14 protein-coding genes are annotated in these 14990 nt (G+C 61.6%); 10 read left to right on the plus strand and 4 right to left on the minus strand.

Features of this window, described 5'->3' with window-relative positions; translation table 11 throughout:
• Nucleotides 1–280 precede the first annotated feature (280 nt).
• Nucleotides 281–1465 carry a porin gene (locus F8N21_RS13975; protein ID WP_150642694.1) on the minus strand — a complete coding sequence of 395 codons (1185 nt, stop codon included), beginning with the start codon at nucleotides 1463–1465 and terminating at the stop codon, nucleotides 281–283.
• Nucleotides 1466–1873: 408 nt separating this feature from the next.
• The gene (locus tag F8N21_RS13980) at nucleotides 1874–2908 is read right to left on the minus strand and encodes an Ldh family oxidoreductase (protein ID WP_150642695.1); all 1035 of its coding nucleotides are present in this window, start codon (nucleotides 2906–2908) and stop codon (nucleotides 1874–1876) included.
• A 143-nt stretch (nucleotides 2909–3051) separates the two neighbouring features.
• Between F8N21_RS13980 and F8N21_RS13985 the strand changes: the two genes are divergently transcribed.
• The 10 genes from F8N21_RS13985 to F8N21_RS14030 all read left to right on the plus strand — a co-directional run bounded on the left by F8N21_RS13985 (nucleotide 3052) and on the right by F8N21_RS14030 (nucleotide 12471).
• On the plus strand, nucleotides 3052–3927 hold the full coding sequence (locus F8N21_RS13985; protein WP_150642696.1) for a MurR/RpiR family transcriptional regulator: 876 nt from the start codon (nucleotides 3052–3054) through the stop codon (nucleotides 3925–3927).
• Between the two features lie 12 nt (nucleotides 3928–3939).
• A complete protein-coding gene (locus F8N21_RS13990; RefSeq protein WP_150642697.1) occupies nucleotides 3940–4695 on the plus strand; it encodes a transporter substrate-binding domain-containing protein in 756 nt (251 codons plus the stop codon).
• 112 nt (nucleotides 4696–4807) lie between these two features.
• Nucleotides 4808–5527, plus strand: a complete 720-nt coding sequence (locus tag F8N21_RS13995; RefSeq protein WP_150642698.1) for an ABC transporter permease — start codon at nucleotides 4808–4810, stop codon at nucleotides 5525–5527.
• Nucleotides 5524–6234 (plus strand): ABC transporter permease, encoded by a 711-nt coding sequence (locus F8N21_RS14000; protein WP_150642699.1) that lies wholly within the window; start codon nucleotides 5524–5526, stop codon nucleotides 6232–6234. Before F8N21_RS13995 ends, F8N21_RS14000 begins: the two co-directional genes overlap by 4 nt.
• 49 nt (nucleotides 6235–6283) lie before the next feature.
• Nucleotides 6284–7525 carry an NAD(P)/FAD-dependent oxidoreductase gene (locus tag F8N21_RS14005; RefSeq protein ID WP_150642700.1) on the plus strand — a complete coding sequence of 414 codons (1242 nt, stop codon included), beginning with the start codon at nucleotides 6284–6286 and terminating at the stop codon, nucleotides 7523–7525.
• A gap of 17 nt (nucleotides 7526–7542) precedes the next feature.
• On the plus strand, nucleotides 7543–8331 hold the full coding sequence (locus tag F8N21_RS14010) for an amino acid ABC transporter ATP-binding protein (RefSeq protein ID WP_150642701.1): 789 nt from the start codon (nucleotides 7543–7545) through the stop codon (nucleotides 8329–8331).
• A gap of 203 nt (nucleotides 8332–8534) precedes the next feature.
• A complete protein-coding gene (locus F8N21_RS14015) occupies nucleotides 8535–9275 on the plus strand; it encodes a response regulator (protein WP_150642702.1) in 741 nt (246 codons plus the stop codon).
• Nucleotides 9272–10579 carry a sensor histidine kinase gene (locus F8N21_RS14020; protein ID WP_150642703.1) on the plus strand — a complete coding sequence of 436 codons (1308 nt, stop codon included), beginning with the start codon at nucleotides 9272–9274 and terminating at the stop codon, nucleotides 10577–10579. Before F8N21_RS14015 ends, F8N21_RS14020 begins: the two co-directional genes overlap by 4 nt.
• Nucleotides 10580–10826: 247 nt before the next feature.
• A complete protein-coding gene (locus tag F8N21_RS14025; RefSeq protein ID WP_412071646.1) occupies nucleotides 10827–11708 on the plus strand; it encodes a DUF692 domain-containing protein in 882 nt (293 codons plus the stop codon).
• Complete coding sequence (locus tag F8N21_RS14030; protein WP_150642704.1) at nucleotides 11701–12471, plus strand: DUF2063 domain-containing protein; 771 nt, start codon at nucleotides 11701–11703, stop codon at nucleotides 12469–12471. The genes F8N21_RS14025 and F8N21_RS14030 overlap by 8 nt, the downstream gene beginning before the upstream one ends.
• 118 nt (nucleotides 12472–12589) lie before the next feature.
• Here F8N21_RS14030 and F8N21_RS14035 read toward each other — a convergent pair whose 3' ends face one another.
• Complete coding sequence (locus F8N21_RS14035; protein ID WP_150642705.1) at nucleotides 12590–13339, minus strand: hypothetical protein; 750 nt, start codon at nucleotides 13337–13339, stop codon at nucleotides 12590–12592.
• A 425-nt stretch (nucleotides 13340–13764) separates the two neighbouring features.
• Nucleotides 13765–14778, minus strand: a complete 1014-nt coding sequence (locus F8N21_RS14040) for an AraC family transcriptional regulator (protein WP_150642706.1) — start codon at nucleotides 14776–14778, stop codon at nucleotides 13765–13767.
• Nucleotides 14779–14990: the final 212 nt, after the last annotated feature.

Consider the following 14990-nt stretch of genomic DNA (forward strand, 5'->3'; position numbering starts at 1 on the left):
CACCCTACCTGTGGCGAGGGGGCTTGCCCCCGCTGGGTCGCGAAGCGGCCCTAAAACCGGCAATCTCGGTTTTCCAGGTAGAACGCATCCGCCGGTTTTACGACTGCTGCGCAGCCGAGCGGGGGCAAGCCCCCTCGCCACAGTATTCGGCAGCCCTTAAAAGATGCGTAGATACCTATGCCCCTTGGGGAGAGGGTTGGGGTGAGGGGTGGATTGCGGATCAGCACACAGGACCCAGCCCACACCGCGATGCGCGCAGCGCGGGCGGATCCGGCGGGGGTTACCAGGTCAGCACGGCGCCGAGGGCGACGGTGTCGGTGTTTTCATTCTGGGCGACGGTGTCGTGGCCTTCGATTTCAAACTGGTTGTATTCGGCCACCAGCTTGAGGTTGTCATTGACGTCATGGAACAGCGCGATCCCGCGGGTTTCATAATCCGCGCCGCTGCCGACCACGCCGTTGCCGTCGTCCTTGGTCTTGCCGTAGGACAGCGCCAGGCGGTTTTTGCCGAGTTTGTAGGAGCCCTGCACCAGGTAGCCGTCGCTGTCGACTTCACGCAAGGTCGCTTCGCCGGCGTTGTTGGTGAAGAACGGGTTGATGCCCTTGGCCTGGAAACCCGAACCGGTCAGCGAGAAGCCGCCCATTTTCGCCTGCACGCCGTAGCCGACGCCTTTGGAGGTGATCGACTGCACGCTGGAGTCGGTGTTTTCCGAAGTCTGGTAGCTGCCGTTGACCCAGCTGTAGATCTTCGCGCCACCGACGTCGAACTGGTAGGTGATCTCGCTCTCGGTCCGCGGGTTTTCCTGGTAGGCCTTGCCCAACGCGCTGTCATCGTTGGTGTCCACCGGATCCATGATCCCCACCGCGATGCGCAGGCCTTCCATGACCGGTGTGCGGTAGGTGATCTGCGAGGTCGGGAACGGGTACGGGTAGCCGGTGCCGATGTTGCCGAACGACACCCCGCCGCCATCCACCAGCCCCAGGGTGTCGCTGACCTGGCCATAACCGGCGAGCATCTCGTCGAGCAGGATGTTGGAGCGGGCGAACAGCCCGAAGTCTTTACCAATCAGCACTTCGCCCCAGCCCGGATTGCCCACGGTGCCGTAGAACTGCCGCACATCAATGGCGGTGTCGGTGCCGTTGGTTTCACTGTCGTTGATGGTCACCCAGAACGATGCCCGCGCACCGAGCTTCAAGTCTTCGACTTGCTTGCCCATGTTGAAACCCAGGTAGTTGGGCAAGAAGCCCATCTTGACCCGTGCCTGCCGACGGTCGAACTGCTCGCCCTCACGGTCGACGTCGCTGTTGACGTAGAAGGCGTTGATATAGCCATCGGTGGAGAAAGTGGTCTGATCCTTGTCGTACAGCATGATTTCGGCCTGGGCCATGGAACTCATGCCAAGGGCCGACAGACTGGCAATCAACGCAGGCAAGAAACAGTGCTGGAAATTCTTATTGTTGTGCATGGCGCGCTCCGCAACCGGGGGACTTGATGTCGGAGGCGATTATCGAAAGGCCGGGTCGTGCCTGACATGCTGCCTTGGCGGCAATTGGCAGCTGCTTTAGGTTGGCGAGAGTGACCCGGCAAGTTCGGTGTAAGACCAGACTGCTACGAGGTGCGAAACTTAAGGCTTACGAGCGTGGGTCGATGGGATGATCGACCCGTCCGCCTCCTACATCTCCCGTAGCAGCTGCCGAAGGCTGCGTTCGGCCGCGAAGCGGTCGCAATATGGCAAACCGCGTCTGTGCTGGAGGAATGGGGCTGCAGGTTTTACGACTGCTTCGCAGCCCGAACGCAGCCTCGCAGGCTCGGCAGCTGCTACACGAGCCGAACGCAGGCTGCGCCAGCTGCTACGAAGCGCGTTGTACCTGAGTCACTGCGCCAGTTCACGCAACTTTTTCAGTTCCGCAGCAGCCAGGGGAATACCTGTGCTGCGGGATTTTTCCCGGGTCAGATAACGCCTGTCACCGGGCATGCGCTCCAGCCCGACGGCGTGCATCTGCCGCACCAGTTCTGCGCTGCGGCTGGCGAAGCTGTTGTTGCCGCCGGCCTTGCTCGGGTCGATCAGGATCAGCAGCTGACCGGTCCAGGGGGTTTGCGCGCCGGGGTGTTTCGACCAGTCGAATTCGAAGGAAAAATTGCCTCCGGTCAGCGCCGCGGCCAGCAGTTCAACCATCATCGACAGCGCCGAGCCCTTGTGTCCGCCAAAGGGCAGCAAGGCACCCCCCGCAAGGATCGCCTGCGGGTCTTGGGTCGGTTGGCCCTGGCTGTCGACGCCCATGCCCGGCGGCAATTGTTCGCCTTTGCGCGCAGCGATCTGCACATCGCCATGGGCAATGGCGCTGGTGGCCAGGTCGAAAACAATCGGCTCGCCGCTGGCACGGGGCGCGGCAAAGGCAATCGGGTTGGTGCCGAACAACGGCCGCTGCGCGCCATGGGGCACCACGCAGGTCATGCTATTGACCACACTCAGGGCCACCAGCCCCTGCCTGGCGAAGGGTTCGACGTCTGGCCACAACGCGGCGAAATGATGCGAGTTGCGAATCGCCAATACCGCGATCCCGGCGCTGCGGGCCTTTTCGATCAGCAGCTCACGGGCGGCAGCCAGTGCCGGCTGGGCAAAACCATTGGCGGCATCCACCCGCACGAAACCCGAGGCCAGATCTTCGACAATCGGCTGCGCCTGGCCATCGACCCAACCACTGGCCAGCGACGACAAGTAACCGGGAATGCGAAACACCCCATGACTATGGGAGCCATCACGCTGCGCCCTGGCGCAGTTGTCGGCGAGGATCCGGGCGACCTCGGTGGAGGTGCCGTGGCGCTCGAAGACCTGTTGCAGCAACTGGCTCAACTCGGCCAGACCAAGATGCTCTACCTCGGGCGATACAGGGGCGGATTGGGACATTGCGAAGCTCCGGAGACATTGTTATTGGGAGTGGGCTATAGCGGCCTGACTATCCAGTCATGCCAGTTATCTGTCAAATATTGACTTAATGACAGAAAACATTCACCTTCTGCTCAAGCGCTGAATAACAATAGGAAACAGCCTTGAGCCAGCCCATCAAACAACGTCTTGAAAGCAGCTTGTCGACCGCCGCCGCCTCGGGCCGGGCGATCGCCAATTACATGCTGGCCAACCTCTACGAATTGCCCTTCCAGACCTCGGCGGATATCGCCGCCAAGCTGGGCGTCAGCGAGTCCACCGTCGGGCGCTTCTGCCGCTCCATCGGCTACAGCCACTTCAAAGACCTGAAAAACGACCTGAAAACCGATCTGGGCGAAGGTCCGTGGCTGGTCGGTGAGCGTTTGCAGGAATTCCGCCAGCAGTCCAACCAGAGCCCCCAAGGCTTGCCGCGCAGTTTCGAGCTGGAAGTCGGCGCGCTGATGAAAGTCTACGAATACAGCCTGACCCCGACCTGGCAAACCGTCAGCCAGCGCCTGGCCACAAGGCGCAAGGTGTTTGTCGCCGGTTTCCAGACCGAACGCGGTATCGCCGCATCCATGGTGCATCTGCTGCAGTACCTGCGCGATGGCGTGCAGTTGGTGGATGGCGCCGCCGGGCATTACGCCGACGTGTTGCTGAGCAACCCCGAGGAGTGCGCGCTGGTGGTGTTCGAAGCCCGGCGTTATTCCCGTCACGCCCTGAATCTGTGTCGCAAGGCTCGCGAAGCCGGGATCCCGGTGACTCTGGTCACCGACACCTTCTGCGACTGGGCCGAACAGAACGCCGATGAAGTGTTCCGCGTGCCCACCGAGTTCAACCTGTTCTGGGAGTCCACGGCGGCGATGCTGTCGCTGGTGCACCTGCTGGTCAACGAGGTGTGCAAGCAGCTGGGCCCCGAAGTCGAAAGACGTCTTGAAGCAACCGCTGCCTTACATAACGAGTTCGTTGGATATACATCCTCACCAGGACCAAAACAATAATCGAGGTGTCACTTGAAAAACGTCATTCACTTTGCAGCTACCTGCGCAATGGTTATCGCCGGAATCTCGGGGGCCCAGGCTGAGGTGCTGAAAATCGCTACCGAAGGCGCTTACCCACCGTTCAACTATGTGGACTCGGACAATAAGCTGCACGGCTTCGACGTCGATATCGCCAACGCCCTGTGCGAACGCATGAAAGTCGAGTGCACGATCGTCGCCCAGGATTGGGAAGGCATCATCCCGGCGCTGATGGCGAAGAAATACGATGCGGTAATCGCCTCAATGATTGCCACCGATGAGCGCAAAAAGAAGATCGCCTTTACCAATCACTACTACCGTACCCCGCTCTCGGTCGCGGTGGCCAAGGACTCGGCCATCACCGACGCCCAGACCCGATTCAAAGGCCTGACGGTCGGCGCCCAGTCGTCTTCGACCCAGGCGATCTACGCCGAAGATCATTACGCCCCGGCCGGTGCCGACGTGAAGTTCTACCCAACGCTGGACGAAGCCAACAGCGACCTCGCCGCCGGCCGGCTGGACGGGGTGATTGCTGACAAGTTTCCGCTGCTGGCCTGGGCCGAAAGCACCGGCAAGGATTGCTGCAAGATTATCGGCGACGTCAATGGCACCACCGCCGACGCCTCGATCGCCGTGCGCCAGGAGGACAACGCCCTGCGTGAGCGGCTGAACAAGGCCCTGGACGAGATCGTCGCCGACGGCACCTACAAAAAGATCTCCAGCCGCTACTTCGCTTTCGATATCTACTGAGCCCTCGGGTCCGCGGCACTGGCCCCGGACCTTCTTTCCTGACATCCCTGCCCCGCGTTCGCCTTGAGCGCGGCGGCGGCGTGCAGGCTTAATTTCGCGAGAGGGTTCGGGCATGTTCGAACATCTGTCACTGTTATCTTTCGCCAGCGGCGGCTGGGGCTCGGCCTTGCTGGCCGGTGCCCTGGTGACCATCGCCCTGGCCCTCAGCTGCGTGCCGATCGGCTTGCCGCTGGGTCTCGGCGTGGCCCTGGCAGCCCGCTCCAAACGCCGCTGGTTGCGGACTTCGGCCACGGTATTCTCCACGGTGTTCCGTGGACTGCCCGAGCTGCTGACCCTGCTGATCATTTACTACGGTTGCCAGATCGCTGCGCAGAAAATCCTCGCCGCCATGGGCTACCAGACCGAGGTGACGATCAATACCTTCGTCGCGGCAATGATCGCCTTCAGCCTGGTGTTCGCCGCGTTTTCCAGCGAAATCTGGCTGGGCGCCTTCAAGACTGTGCCCAAGGGCCAGTTCGAGGCCGCCGCGGCGCTGGGTTTGTCCAAGGGCACGACCTTTCGCAAGGTGGTCCTGCCACAACTGGCGCGCATTGCCCTGCCGGGCCTGTCGAATAACTGGTTGTCGCTGCTCAAGGACACCTCGCTGGTGTCGACCATTTCCCTGGTGGACCTGATGCGCCAGACCAACCTGGCAGTCAGCGTGACCAAGGAACCGATGTTCTTCTATGCCGTGGCCTGCTTCGGTTACCTGTTTTTCTCGGCATTGTCCGGTCGTTTGTTCCATTTTCTCGAACAGTACTTCAGCCGCCATCAACGGAGTGCCCGGCCATGAGCTTCGATGATCTGTTGAATCTGTTCCTCAGCCCCGAGCTGCTCGAACGCTACGGCCCGCGCTTTATCGACGGCTTGCTGGTGACCGGCAAGTTGGTGGCGATTTCCTTCACCCTCGGCGCCCTGCTCGGCCTGCTGATCGCTCTGGGCCGGTTGTCGAGCAACCGGTTTTTGCGCAGCTTCACCGGCGCTTATGTGTACTTTTTCCGTGGCTCGCCGCTGCTCGCCCAGTTGTTTATGCTGTATTACGGCCTGGGTTCATTCAAAGGTTTCTGGCAGGACGTCGGCCTCTGGTGGTTCTTCCGCGATGCCTGGTTCTGCACCCTGCTGGCCTTCACCCTGAACACCGCGGCCTATCAGGCCGAGATCCTGCGCGGCGCCCTGCTGGCCGTTGCCCAGGGCCAGCGCGAGGCGTCGATAGCCCTGAGCCTGTCGCGCTGGACCACGTTTCGCAAAGTCATCCTGCCGCAGTCGTTGCTGGTGGCCATCGGGCCGCTGGGCAACGAGCTGATCCTGATGATCAAGGCCAGCGCCATTGCTTCGCTGGTGACCATCTATGACTTGATGGGCGTGACCAAGCTGGCCTTCTCCCGCAGCTTCGACTTCCAGATCTACCTGTGGGCCGCCGTGCTCTACCTGCTGATCGTCGAAGTGGTGCGCCGCAGCCTGAAACTGATCGAAGGCCGTCTCGGCCGTCATCTGAACTGATCCGATTTTACCGGGCCGCCCAGGCAGCCCACGTACCAGGGATTTACCCATGCATTGCGAAACCATCGTTCTCGGCGCCGGGATTGTCGGCGTCAGCACCGCCCTGCAATTGCAGGCCCGCGGCCGCAAAGTGGTGCTGCTCGACCGCGAGCAACCGGGCAACGGCACCAGCCATGGCAACGCCGGGCTGATCGAGCGTGCCAGCGTCATCCCCTATGCCTTTCCGCGCCAGCTCACCAAGCTGCTGCGTTACGGCCTCAATCAACAGTCGGATGTGCGCTACAGCCTGCGCTACCTGCCCAAGGCCGGCCCGTGGCTGTTGCAATACTGGCGCCATTCCGGGCCCAAAGGCCTGGCTGCGGCGACCCGCGCCATGTTGCCGCTGGTGGAACGCTGCGTCAGTGAGCACGAGCTGCTGGCTGAACCGGCGGGCATGAATGGCCTGATCCAGGGCGGCGGCTGGATCGAAGCCTTCAACGATCAGGCGGCATTCGAACAAGCCCGGCAGGACGCGCTGGACCTGAGCGAGTACGGATTGAATTATGCGGTGCTCGACCGGCAGCGGATTCACCAACTCGAGCCCGGATTGCACGCCGATGTGGTGGGAGGCCTGCACTGGCTGGACCCCAAGACCGTCAGCGATCCCGGTGGCCTGACCCGTGGTTACGCCGAACTGTTCCAGAAGCGCGGCGGGACTTTTGTCCTCGGCGATGCCCTGAGCCTGCGCCAGAACAATGGTCAATGGCAGGTGCACAGCGAGCAAGGACTGATCACCGGCAATGAAGCGGTGGTCGCCCTCGGGCCACAGGCCCGGGGCATTTTCGAACCTCTGGGCTATCGTATTCCGCTGGCGATCAAGCGCGGCTACCACATGCACTACGCGGCCAAACCCGGGGTCCGGATGCAGCATCCGATTCTCGACCCAGTCGGCGGTTACGTCCTGGCGCCGATGGTGCAAGGCATTCGTTTGACCACCGGCATCGAATTCGCCGACAGCGATGACCCCATCAACGAAATCCAGCTGCGCCGCTGCGAAGAACTGGCGCTGCATTTCTACCCGCTGGGTGAGCGCCTGGATGCCGAACCCTGGCTCGGTCGCCGGCCGTGTCTGCCGGACATGTGCCCGGTGATTGGCCCGGCCAGTCGCCATCCCGGATTGTGGTTCAACTTCGGCCATGCACACCACGGCCTGACCCTGGGCCCTGTCAGCGGGCGCCTGCTGGCCGAGATGATGACCGGCAGCCTGCCGTTTACCGACCCGACACCCTACAGCGCCGAGCGCTTCCACTGATCGCTGGAGAGACAAGCATGCAATCTGCCACTGCCCTGCTGCAAACCCCGACGATCGCCGCCCCTGACACGCGCAAGGTGGTGGTCGATATCGCCGGCCTGAACAAGTTCTACGGCGCCTTCCATGTGCTGCATGACATCGACCTGCAAGTCCGCGAAGGCGAACGCATCGTGCTCTGCGGCCCGTCCGGCTCCGGAAAATCGACGCTGATCCGTTGCATCAATCGCCTGGAAATCGCCGAGAAAGGCCGGATCCTGATCGACGCCACCGACCTCTCGCAGAACACCCGACAGGCCGCCAAAGTCCGCAGCGAAGTGGGCATGGTGTTCCAACACTTCAACCTGTTCCCGCACATGAGTGTGCTCGACAACTGCACCCTGGCGCCGATCTCGGTCCGCGGTCTGCCGCGCAAGAAGGCCGAAGAACTGGCGCGTCATTACCTGAACAAGGTCGGCATCGAAAACCAGGCCGACAAATACCCCAGCCAACTCTCCGGCGGTCAGCAACAACGGGTGGCCATCGCCCGGGCGCTGTGCATGGAACCGAAGATCATGCTATTCGACGAGCCGACCTCGGCGCTGGACCCGGAAATGGTCAGTGAAGTGCTGGATGTGATGGTCAAGCTCGCCGGCAGTGGCATGACCATGCTCTGCGTCACCCACGAAATGGGCTTCGCCCGGCAAGTGGCCGAACGGGTGCTGTTTCTCGATGGCGGGAAAATCATCGAGGATGCGCCGCCGAACGACTTCTTCGGCGCGCCGAAAAGTGCCCGGGCCAAAGCCTTTCTTGCGCAGATAGTGCATTAAGGTCGGAACACTGGACAGTTTGCGGTGATCCGGATAGCTGCCGCAGGTAGCGGTTCCTGCGGCGAAATTCGGCACACAAACCGGATTTTTGCATGCTTATGTATCCACGGCGAGCTGGATACATTGCAATACAAAGGCCTGAGGGCAAGCCCGGCGAGGCTCGATATGCTGTGTCACCACCAGACACAGACAGGGCTGAGCAGATGGAACATGTCGATCACATTCTGATAGTCGATGATGATCGCGAGATCAGAGAACTGGTGGGCAACTACCTGAAGAAGAACGGTCTGCGCACCACGGTGGTCGCCGATGGGCGGCAGATGCGCAGCTTCCTCGAATCGACTCCGGTCGATCTGATCGTGCTCGACATCATGATGCCCGGCGAAGATGGCCTGATGCTCTGTCGCGAACTGCGGGCCGGCAAGCACAAGAACACCCCGGTGCTGATGCTCACCGCCCGCAGCGATGAAACCGACCGCATCATCGGCCTCGAGATGGGCGCCGACGACTACCTGGTCAAGCCCTTCGCCGCCCGTGAGTTGCTGGCGCGAATCAATGCGGTGCTGCGGCGCACGCGGATGCTGCCACCGAACCTGGTGGTCAGCGAAAGCGGGCGCTTGCTGGGTTTCGGGCGCTGGCGTCTGGACACCTCGGCCCGCCACCTGCTCGATCAGGACGGTACCCTGGTGGCCCTGAGTGGCGCCGAATATCGTCTGCTGCGGGTATTTCTTGATCATCCGCAGCGGGTGCTCAGTCGCGACCAATTGCTCAACCTGACCCAGGGCCGCGACGCCGACCTGTTCGACCGTTCCATCGACCTGCTGGTCAGCCGCCTGCGCCAGCGCCTGCTGGATGATGCCCGGGAACCGGCGTGCATCAAGACCGTGCGTAGCGAGGGCTATGTGTTCTCACTGGCGGTGGAAGTCCTCGGGGCGCCAGCATGAGATTCTCCTTGAGCTGGCCGCGCACCCTGGCGTCGCGGCTCTCGCTGATTTTCCTGGTCGGGCTGATTCTCGCTCAGGGGCTGTCGTTCGGCGCGCAGTTCTATGAACGCTACCAGAGCGCGAAATCGACCATGCTGGGCAATCTGGAAACCGATGTCTCGACCTCCATCGCCATCCTCGACCGCTTGCCGGCGGCCGAGCGCGCGGACTGGCTACGGCGTCTGGACCGGAACAACTACAGCTACTTGTTGCACGCGGGCGAATCCGGCGCACCCATGGAACGGGCTGACGCGCCGGTCGCGGCGCGTTCGATCGAGGACGCCATCGGCCATGATTACCCACTGGTATTTACCGATATCCCCGGCCCGCAGAAACATTTCCAGGCGCACCTGCGCCTCGCCGACGACAGTCCGATCACCATTGACGTCAGGCCGGCGATCATGGCGCTCTCTCCCTGGCTGCCATTTGTCCTGCTCGGCCAACTGGCCCTGTTGATCGGCTGTACCTGGCTGGCCGTGCGGATCGCCATCCGCCCGTTGACGCGGCTGGCCCGGGCCGTGGAAACCCTCGACCCTAACAACCACGCCATCCACCTGGATGAAACCGGGCCCACCGAGGTCGCCTACGCCGCGGCCGCCTTCAACGCCATGCAGGAGCGCATCGCTGCTTATCTCAAGGAACGCATGCAACTGCTGGCGGCAATCTCCCATGACCTGCAAACCCCCATCACCCGCATGAAGCTGCGGGCCGAATTCATGGAGGACTCCCCCGAGAAGGACAAGCTTTGGCAGGACCTGGGTGAAATCGAACATTTGGTTCGCGAAGGCGTGGCCTATGCCCGTAGCATCCACGGCGCTACCGAAGCCAGGTGCCGGATCGATCTGGATTCATTTCTCGACAGTCTGGTGTTCGACTATCAGGACATGGGCCAGGCGGTGCAACTGAGCGGGAAAAATGCCGCGGTGATCGATACCCGGCCCCATGCATTGCGCCGGGTGCTGGTCAATTTGCTGGACAACGCGCTGAAGTTCGCCGGAGCCGCGCAAATAGAGATCCGCACCAGGGCCGACCGGAGTCTGTCGATCCAGGTGCTGGATCGCGGCCCGGGGATAGCTGAACAGGAACTGGCCCAGGTGCTCAAGCCTTTCTACCGAGTGGAAAGCTCGCGCAATCGAAGCACCGGCGGCACCGGACTGGGCCTGGCCATCGCCCAGCAACTGGCCCAGGCCATCGGCGGCTCGCTGACCCTGCGCAACCGCGAAGGCGGTGGCCTGTGTGCGGAGCTTGAACTGGGCGGTCGGTAACAATGAATACGAGCAGGCCGTACATTCCACGTAGGACCGCATTTCACACCTAAACGACGTCTCCCCCGAGCAGGCGCCTCCCACAGGTTTGTATCGGACTGTGTATGAACCGCTGCTGATACATCTGCTTTAGTTCGCGCCGCCACAGGACACAGACCGGATACACCCCTGGGATTAACTCTGTCTACCGGCTGAGGTGTTTAGTCGGGCGCACCTCCCTGACACTGGATCAAAGGACACCACGCACATGCAGACCCATCGCTCTTCGTCCGTGCAGCAGACATCCATCGAACCTGCGCTCTCCTCCTCCCAGGCAACCGTAGGGCTTGGCTTGCGGCGTTCGCTGCTGAACCAGTTGCGGGATGCCCCCGCCGGGAATTTCGATTTTCTGGAAGTCGCGCCGGAAAACTGGATCGGCATCGGCGGTGCCCATGGCGCTGCGCTGCGGTCGCTGGCCGAACGTTATCCGTTGTCCTGTCACGGGCTGTCCCTTTCCCTGGGCGGCACCGCGCCACTGGACGTGGCTTTCCTGGAGGAAGTGCGGGTGTTTCTCGACCAGTACAAGGTGCCGCTCTACAGCGAGCATTTGAGCTACTGCAGTGACGACGGCCATCTCTACGATTTGCTGCCGCTGCCCTTCACTGAAGAGGCGGTGCATCACGTCGCGGCCCGCATTCGCCAGGCCCAGGATGTTCTGGGTCGACGCCTGGCGGTGGAAAACGTGTCCTACTATGCCGCGCCGCAACAGGATATGGACGAACTCAGCTTTACCAATGCCGTGCTCCAGGAAGCTGATTGCGACCTGCTGCTGGACGTCAACAATGTCTATGTAAACTCGGTGAATCATCGTTTCGATCCCCAGGCCTTCCTCGCAGGAATCGCCCCCGACAGGGTGGTCGCCATGCATGTCGCGGGGCACTACGACGAATCCGACGAGCTGAAAATCGACACCCATGGCGCTCCGGTCAAACCAATGGTGTGGGCATTGCTGGCGCAGGCATACGCACGGTTCGGGGCTAAACCGACCTTGCTCGAACGGGATTTCAACTTCCCGGCCTTCGACGTGCTGGTGGCCGAGCTGAACATCATTCGCCAATTGCAAACCGGTCAGGTGGTGGCCCATGGTTAATCCAGTTGCAAACTTGCATCATCAACAACTGTCACTGACCCGCTATCTGCGCGATCCCGATAGCTGCCCGCCACCGGAAGGGATGGAGCTGGCACGGGTGCAGATCTATCGCGATCTGGTCCTGGAAAACCTGCTGTCGCTGCTGAGCGGGACCTTTGCGGTATTGGTGAGCATCCTCGGCGATACCGACTGGCGAGTTCTGGTCAGGACGTTCTTGCGCGATTACCGCTCGCCCACACCGAAATTTGGCGAAATCGCCAAAGAGTTCGTGGTCTTTCTCTCTGCCGAACCTTCGGCACTCAAGCAAGGTTCCTGGCCACCGTTCATGGTCGAACTGGCCCATTACGAGTGGATCGAGATGGCACTCCAGCAGGATGAAGCCGAGCCCCTGCCCGCCAGCGATGGCTGGTTGTTGCTGGATTGCCCGTTGCGGGTTTCAGCGCTGGCCTGGCCCCTGGCCTACAGCTGGCCGGTCCATCAGCTGGGGCCCGATTACCAACTCGAGGCGCCGCCCGCCCAACCGACCTTGCTGTTGATTCGTCGTTCGGCCGACTGGAGCGTACGTTTTTCCGAGCTCAGCCCACTGGCCTGGCGACTGTTGCAACGCATCGAACAGTTCCCTGAACTATCGGGGCGTGTCCAGTTGCAGGAACTGGCCGTCGAGGCCGGGGCCACCGACCTCAGCGATTTCATGGACAGCGGCCTGATCCTGCTCCAGCAGATGCATGCCGAGGGAGTCATTGGCATAGAGACTACGCACTGATACGGATTCAGGGAATCGCCCTACTTCTTAGAAGATCCCCGGATAGGCGCCACCGTCCAGCAACAGGTTCTGCCCGGTGAGATACCCGGCGTGGCGCTGCCGAAAGCCTCGGCAAGCGCTATTGCACCGGCAGGAAATTCATAAACAGCAGGCTCTGGGCGTAGTTGAGGCCGATTCGGCGATAACGCTCATCGAGCATTTGCGTGAGCAAGTCCAGGCGCGCGACGATTTTACCGAACTCCACGGCGAAGCTCAGGTTGCTGCCCTCCTCCGAGATTTCATTGGAGAACAGCAGCAGCTCGCCATTGGCATTCTGGCGCTGGCTGAGCAGCCAGGTAGCTTTCTCGATATTGCGCGCGGCGTTGCTGACGAATTGCGCGTTGATCACGTCGGTGATGTAGAACTCCTGCCGACCGCCGTGGGCAGTGATCAACATGCTGCCGATCGCGTAAATGAAGGCGCCGACCCGGTCGCCGAGAAATTCCGGGCTCAGGGCGTAACTGAGCGCCGCCAGGTTCCGTCGTTCGCCCAATTGCGGCAGCGGTTGGCGCTGCTCGATGACGTTACGCACCTCGCGCTCGGCGGTGCGCGCATCGAGGAACCCGGACTTGCGCCACTCGGCGGGATTGCGCTGGTAGAGCTTGTTCATCAACAGATAGAGGCTTAGCAGGTTGTCCTGCATGCTCAGGGTGGCGATGCGATCGACACTGGTCTGAAACAATTCCGCAGGGGTTCCCTCGCTGAGCTGGGTAGCCACGTCCCGGCCCTGCTGTTGGCTGCAACCGCCGGCGCAGAGCAGCAGCACGCCGCTGAGCAGTAATGGATGGCGAAGAAATCGCGTGACGACAGGGAGAACAGCGTTGGCCATTGGCAGGGTCTTGAACAATCCGGATGCGATGGGAGTCGCCGCATCCTGGCCAAGAGTAGAACCGTAAAACGTGAAAAAGTGCGATGGCCTGGCGAGGGGCTTGCCCCAATGCCAGTCAGTTAAGGAGTTCAGGCTCAACGCTATCCCCCGTAGCAGCTGGCGAAGCCTGCGTTCGGCTGCGAAGCAGTCGTAAAATCAGGCACTGCGGTATTCCAGACAAACCGTGCAAGCAGGATCTGCGACTGCTTCGCAGCCGAACGCAGCCTTCGGCAGCTGCTACGGTTCGCGTAACGTCTTAACTGACTGGAATTGGGGCAAGCCCCTCGCCACAGGAAGCCTGAATAGTCGCGGTGTTCGCTTCGCGGGCAAGTCGGATCGCCGCACCGCCGTTCCCACAGGGCTTTGCGTTTGTCACAGGTTCAGCCTCAGCCCTTATCCTGAAACCTCGCCCGATACCGCCCCGGACTCTCCCCCGTCCATTTCTTGAAGGCCCGGTGGAACGCGCTGGGCTCCTGGAAGCCGGTCTGTTCGGCAATTTCGGTGATGCTCACCCGGGTCTGGCGCAGCTGTTCAAAGGCCATGCCCCGGCGCACTTCGTCCTTGATCTCCTGAAACGAACAACCTTCGCGCTCCAGCTTGCGTCGAAAGGTGCTGGGGCTCATCCGTTGTTCCTCGGCAAAAGTTTGCAGCGTCGGCCATTCACTGTAGTGGCTGCTGCGCAAGCGCTGATGGACCTGCGCCGCGAGGCCGTGCTGGTTACGAAAACGAATCACCAGCCATTGCGGCGCACTGCGCAGGAACACCTTCAGCGAGGACAGGTCCTGGACCACCGGCAGGCGCAGGTAGCGACTGGCGAATTCGATTTCGGTGCGCTCGGCGCCGAACGTCAGGTTGGCGCCCCAGAGCAGCGGATCATCCGTGAGCGGCACACGCTGATGGCGAAAATCCACGCGGTCGATGGGGATTCGCCGCCCTCCCAGCCAGCACAGCAGGCTGAACATCAACACCAGGAAGGTCTCTTCGCCGAAAACACTGGCCTGCGGGTTGTAGCAGCGGGTCTGCAAGCTGATGACCGCCCGTTTGCCGCGCACACTCAGGCTGCCGCGAAAATCCCGGAGGAACAGCGCAAAGTTGGCCAGGCACTGGCGCATGGCTTTTTCCAGGTTCGGCTCCTGGATCAACGCCCGGCAAATCAAGGCGAAACTGCCGGGCGGCATGCCGTGGGAGTCGAGCTGGAAAAATTCGTCGTCCAGTTCGCGAATCTGGATCAGCCATAACGCGGCGAACGCACTGGCCGGGACTCGCGCCTGGGGCTGATCCATCAGCGCCGGATCGATGCCCGCCTGCTCCAGTACCGCCCGCAGTCGCAACGGATCGTCACGCAGTGCATGGACCATGGCATGCACAAAATAGACAGCAACCGAGTCCTTTTCGCGCATTTGAATGCTGTTCTCCTCATCGCCTGAAATGGCAAAAAACATCAGCTCTGCTGAACAGTTATGGCATAGGCGCGGTGGCGCTGCCGGCTCTAGACTCGTTACCAGGAAAGGCGTTTCAGCGAGTACCCGTGGCCATCGTCCCATGCCGGACGGCGCCCATGGTACGCCAGTCGCCGAGGCGCCGACTATTCAGCTAACGAATCCACCCTGAT

This window comes from Pseudomonas fluorescens (genome assembly GCF_902497895.1).
GTDB classification, from domain to species: Bacteria; Pseudomonadota; Gammaproteobacteria; order Pseudomonadales; family Pseudomonadaceae; genus Aquipseudomonas; species Aquipseudomonas fluorescens_BP.

What these genes read in the sequence shown, in the direction of transcription:
- F8N21_RS13975 (WP_150642694.1), bottom strand. Translation starts at nt 1,465, where the DNA reads ATGCACAACAATAAGAATTTCCAGCACTGTTTCTTGCCTGCGTTGATT.
- F8N21_RS13980 (WP_150642695.1), bottom strand. Translation starts at nt 2,908, where the DNA reads ATGTCCCAATCCGCCCCTGTATCGCCCGAGGTAGAGCATCTTGGTCTG.
- F8N21_RS13995 (WP_150642698.1), top strand. Translation starts at nt 4,808, where the DNA reads ATGTTCGAACATCTGTCACTGTTATCTTTCGCCAGCGGCGGCTGGGGC.
- F8N21_RS14000 (WP_150642699.1), top strand. Translation starts at nt 5,524, where the DNA reads ATGAGCTTCGATGATCTGTTGAATCTGTTCCTCAGCCCCGAGCTGCTC.
- F8N21_RS14005 (WP_150642700.1), top strand. Translation starts at nt 6,284, where the DNA reads ATGCATTGCGAAACCATCGTTCTCGGCGCCGGGATTGTCGGCGTCAGC.
- F8N21_RS14010 (WP_150642701.1), top strand. Translation starts at nt 7,543, where the DNA reads ATGCAATCTGCCACTGCCCTGCTGCAAACCCCGACGATCGCCGCCCCT.
- F8N21_RS14015 (WP_150642702.1), top strand. Translation starts at nt 8,535, where the DNA reads ATGGAACATGTCGATCACATTCTGATAGTCGATGATGATCGCGAGATC.
- F8N21_RS14020 (WP_150642703.1), top strand. Translation starts at nt 9,272, where the DNA reads ATGAGATTCTCCTTGAGCTGGCCGCGCACCCTGGCGTCGCGGCTCTCG.
- F8N21_RS14025 (WP_412071646.1), top strand. Translation starts at nt 10,827, where the DNA reads ATGCAGACCCATCGCTCTTCGTCCGTGCAGCAGACATCCATCGAACCT.
- F8N21_RS14030 (WP_150642704.1), top strand. Translation starts at nt 11,701, where the DNA reads ATGGTTAATCCAGTTGCAAACTTGCATCATCAACAACTGTCACTGACC.
- F8N21_RS14035 (WP_150642705.1), bottom strand. Translation starts at nt 13,339, where the DNA reads ATGGCCAACGCTGTTCTCCCTGTCGTCACGCGATTTCTTCGCCATCCA.
- F8N21_RS14040 (WP_150642706.1), bottom strand. Translation starts at nt 14,778, where the DNA reads ATGCGCGAAAAGGACTCGGTTGCTGTCTATTTTGTGCATGCCATGGTC.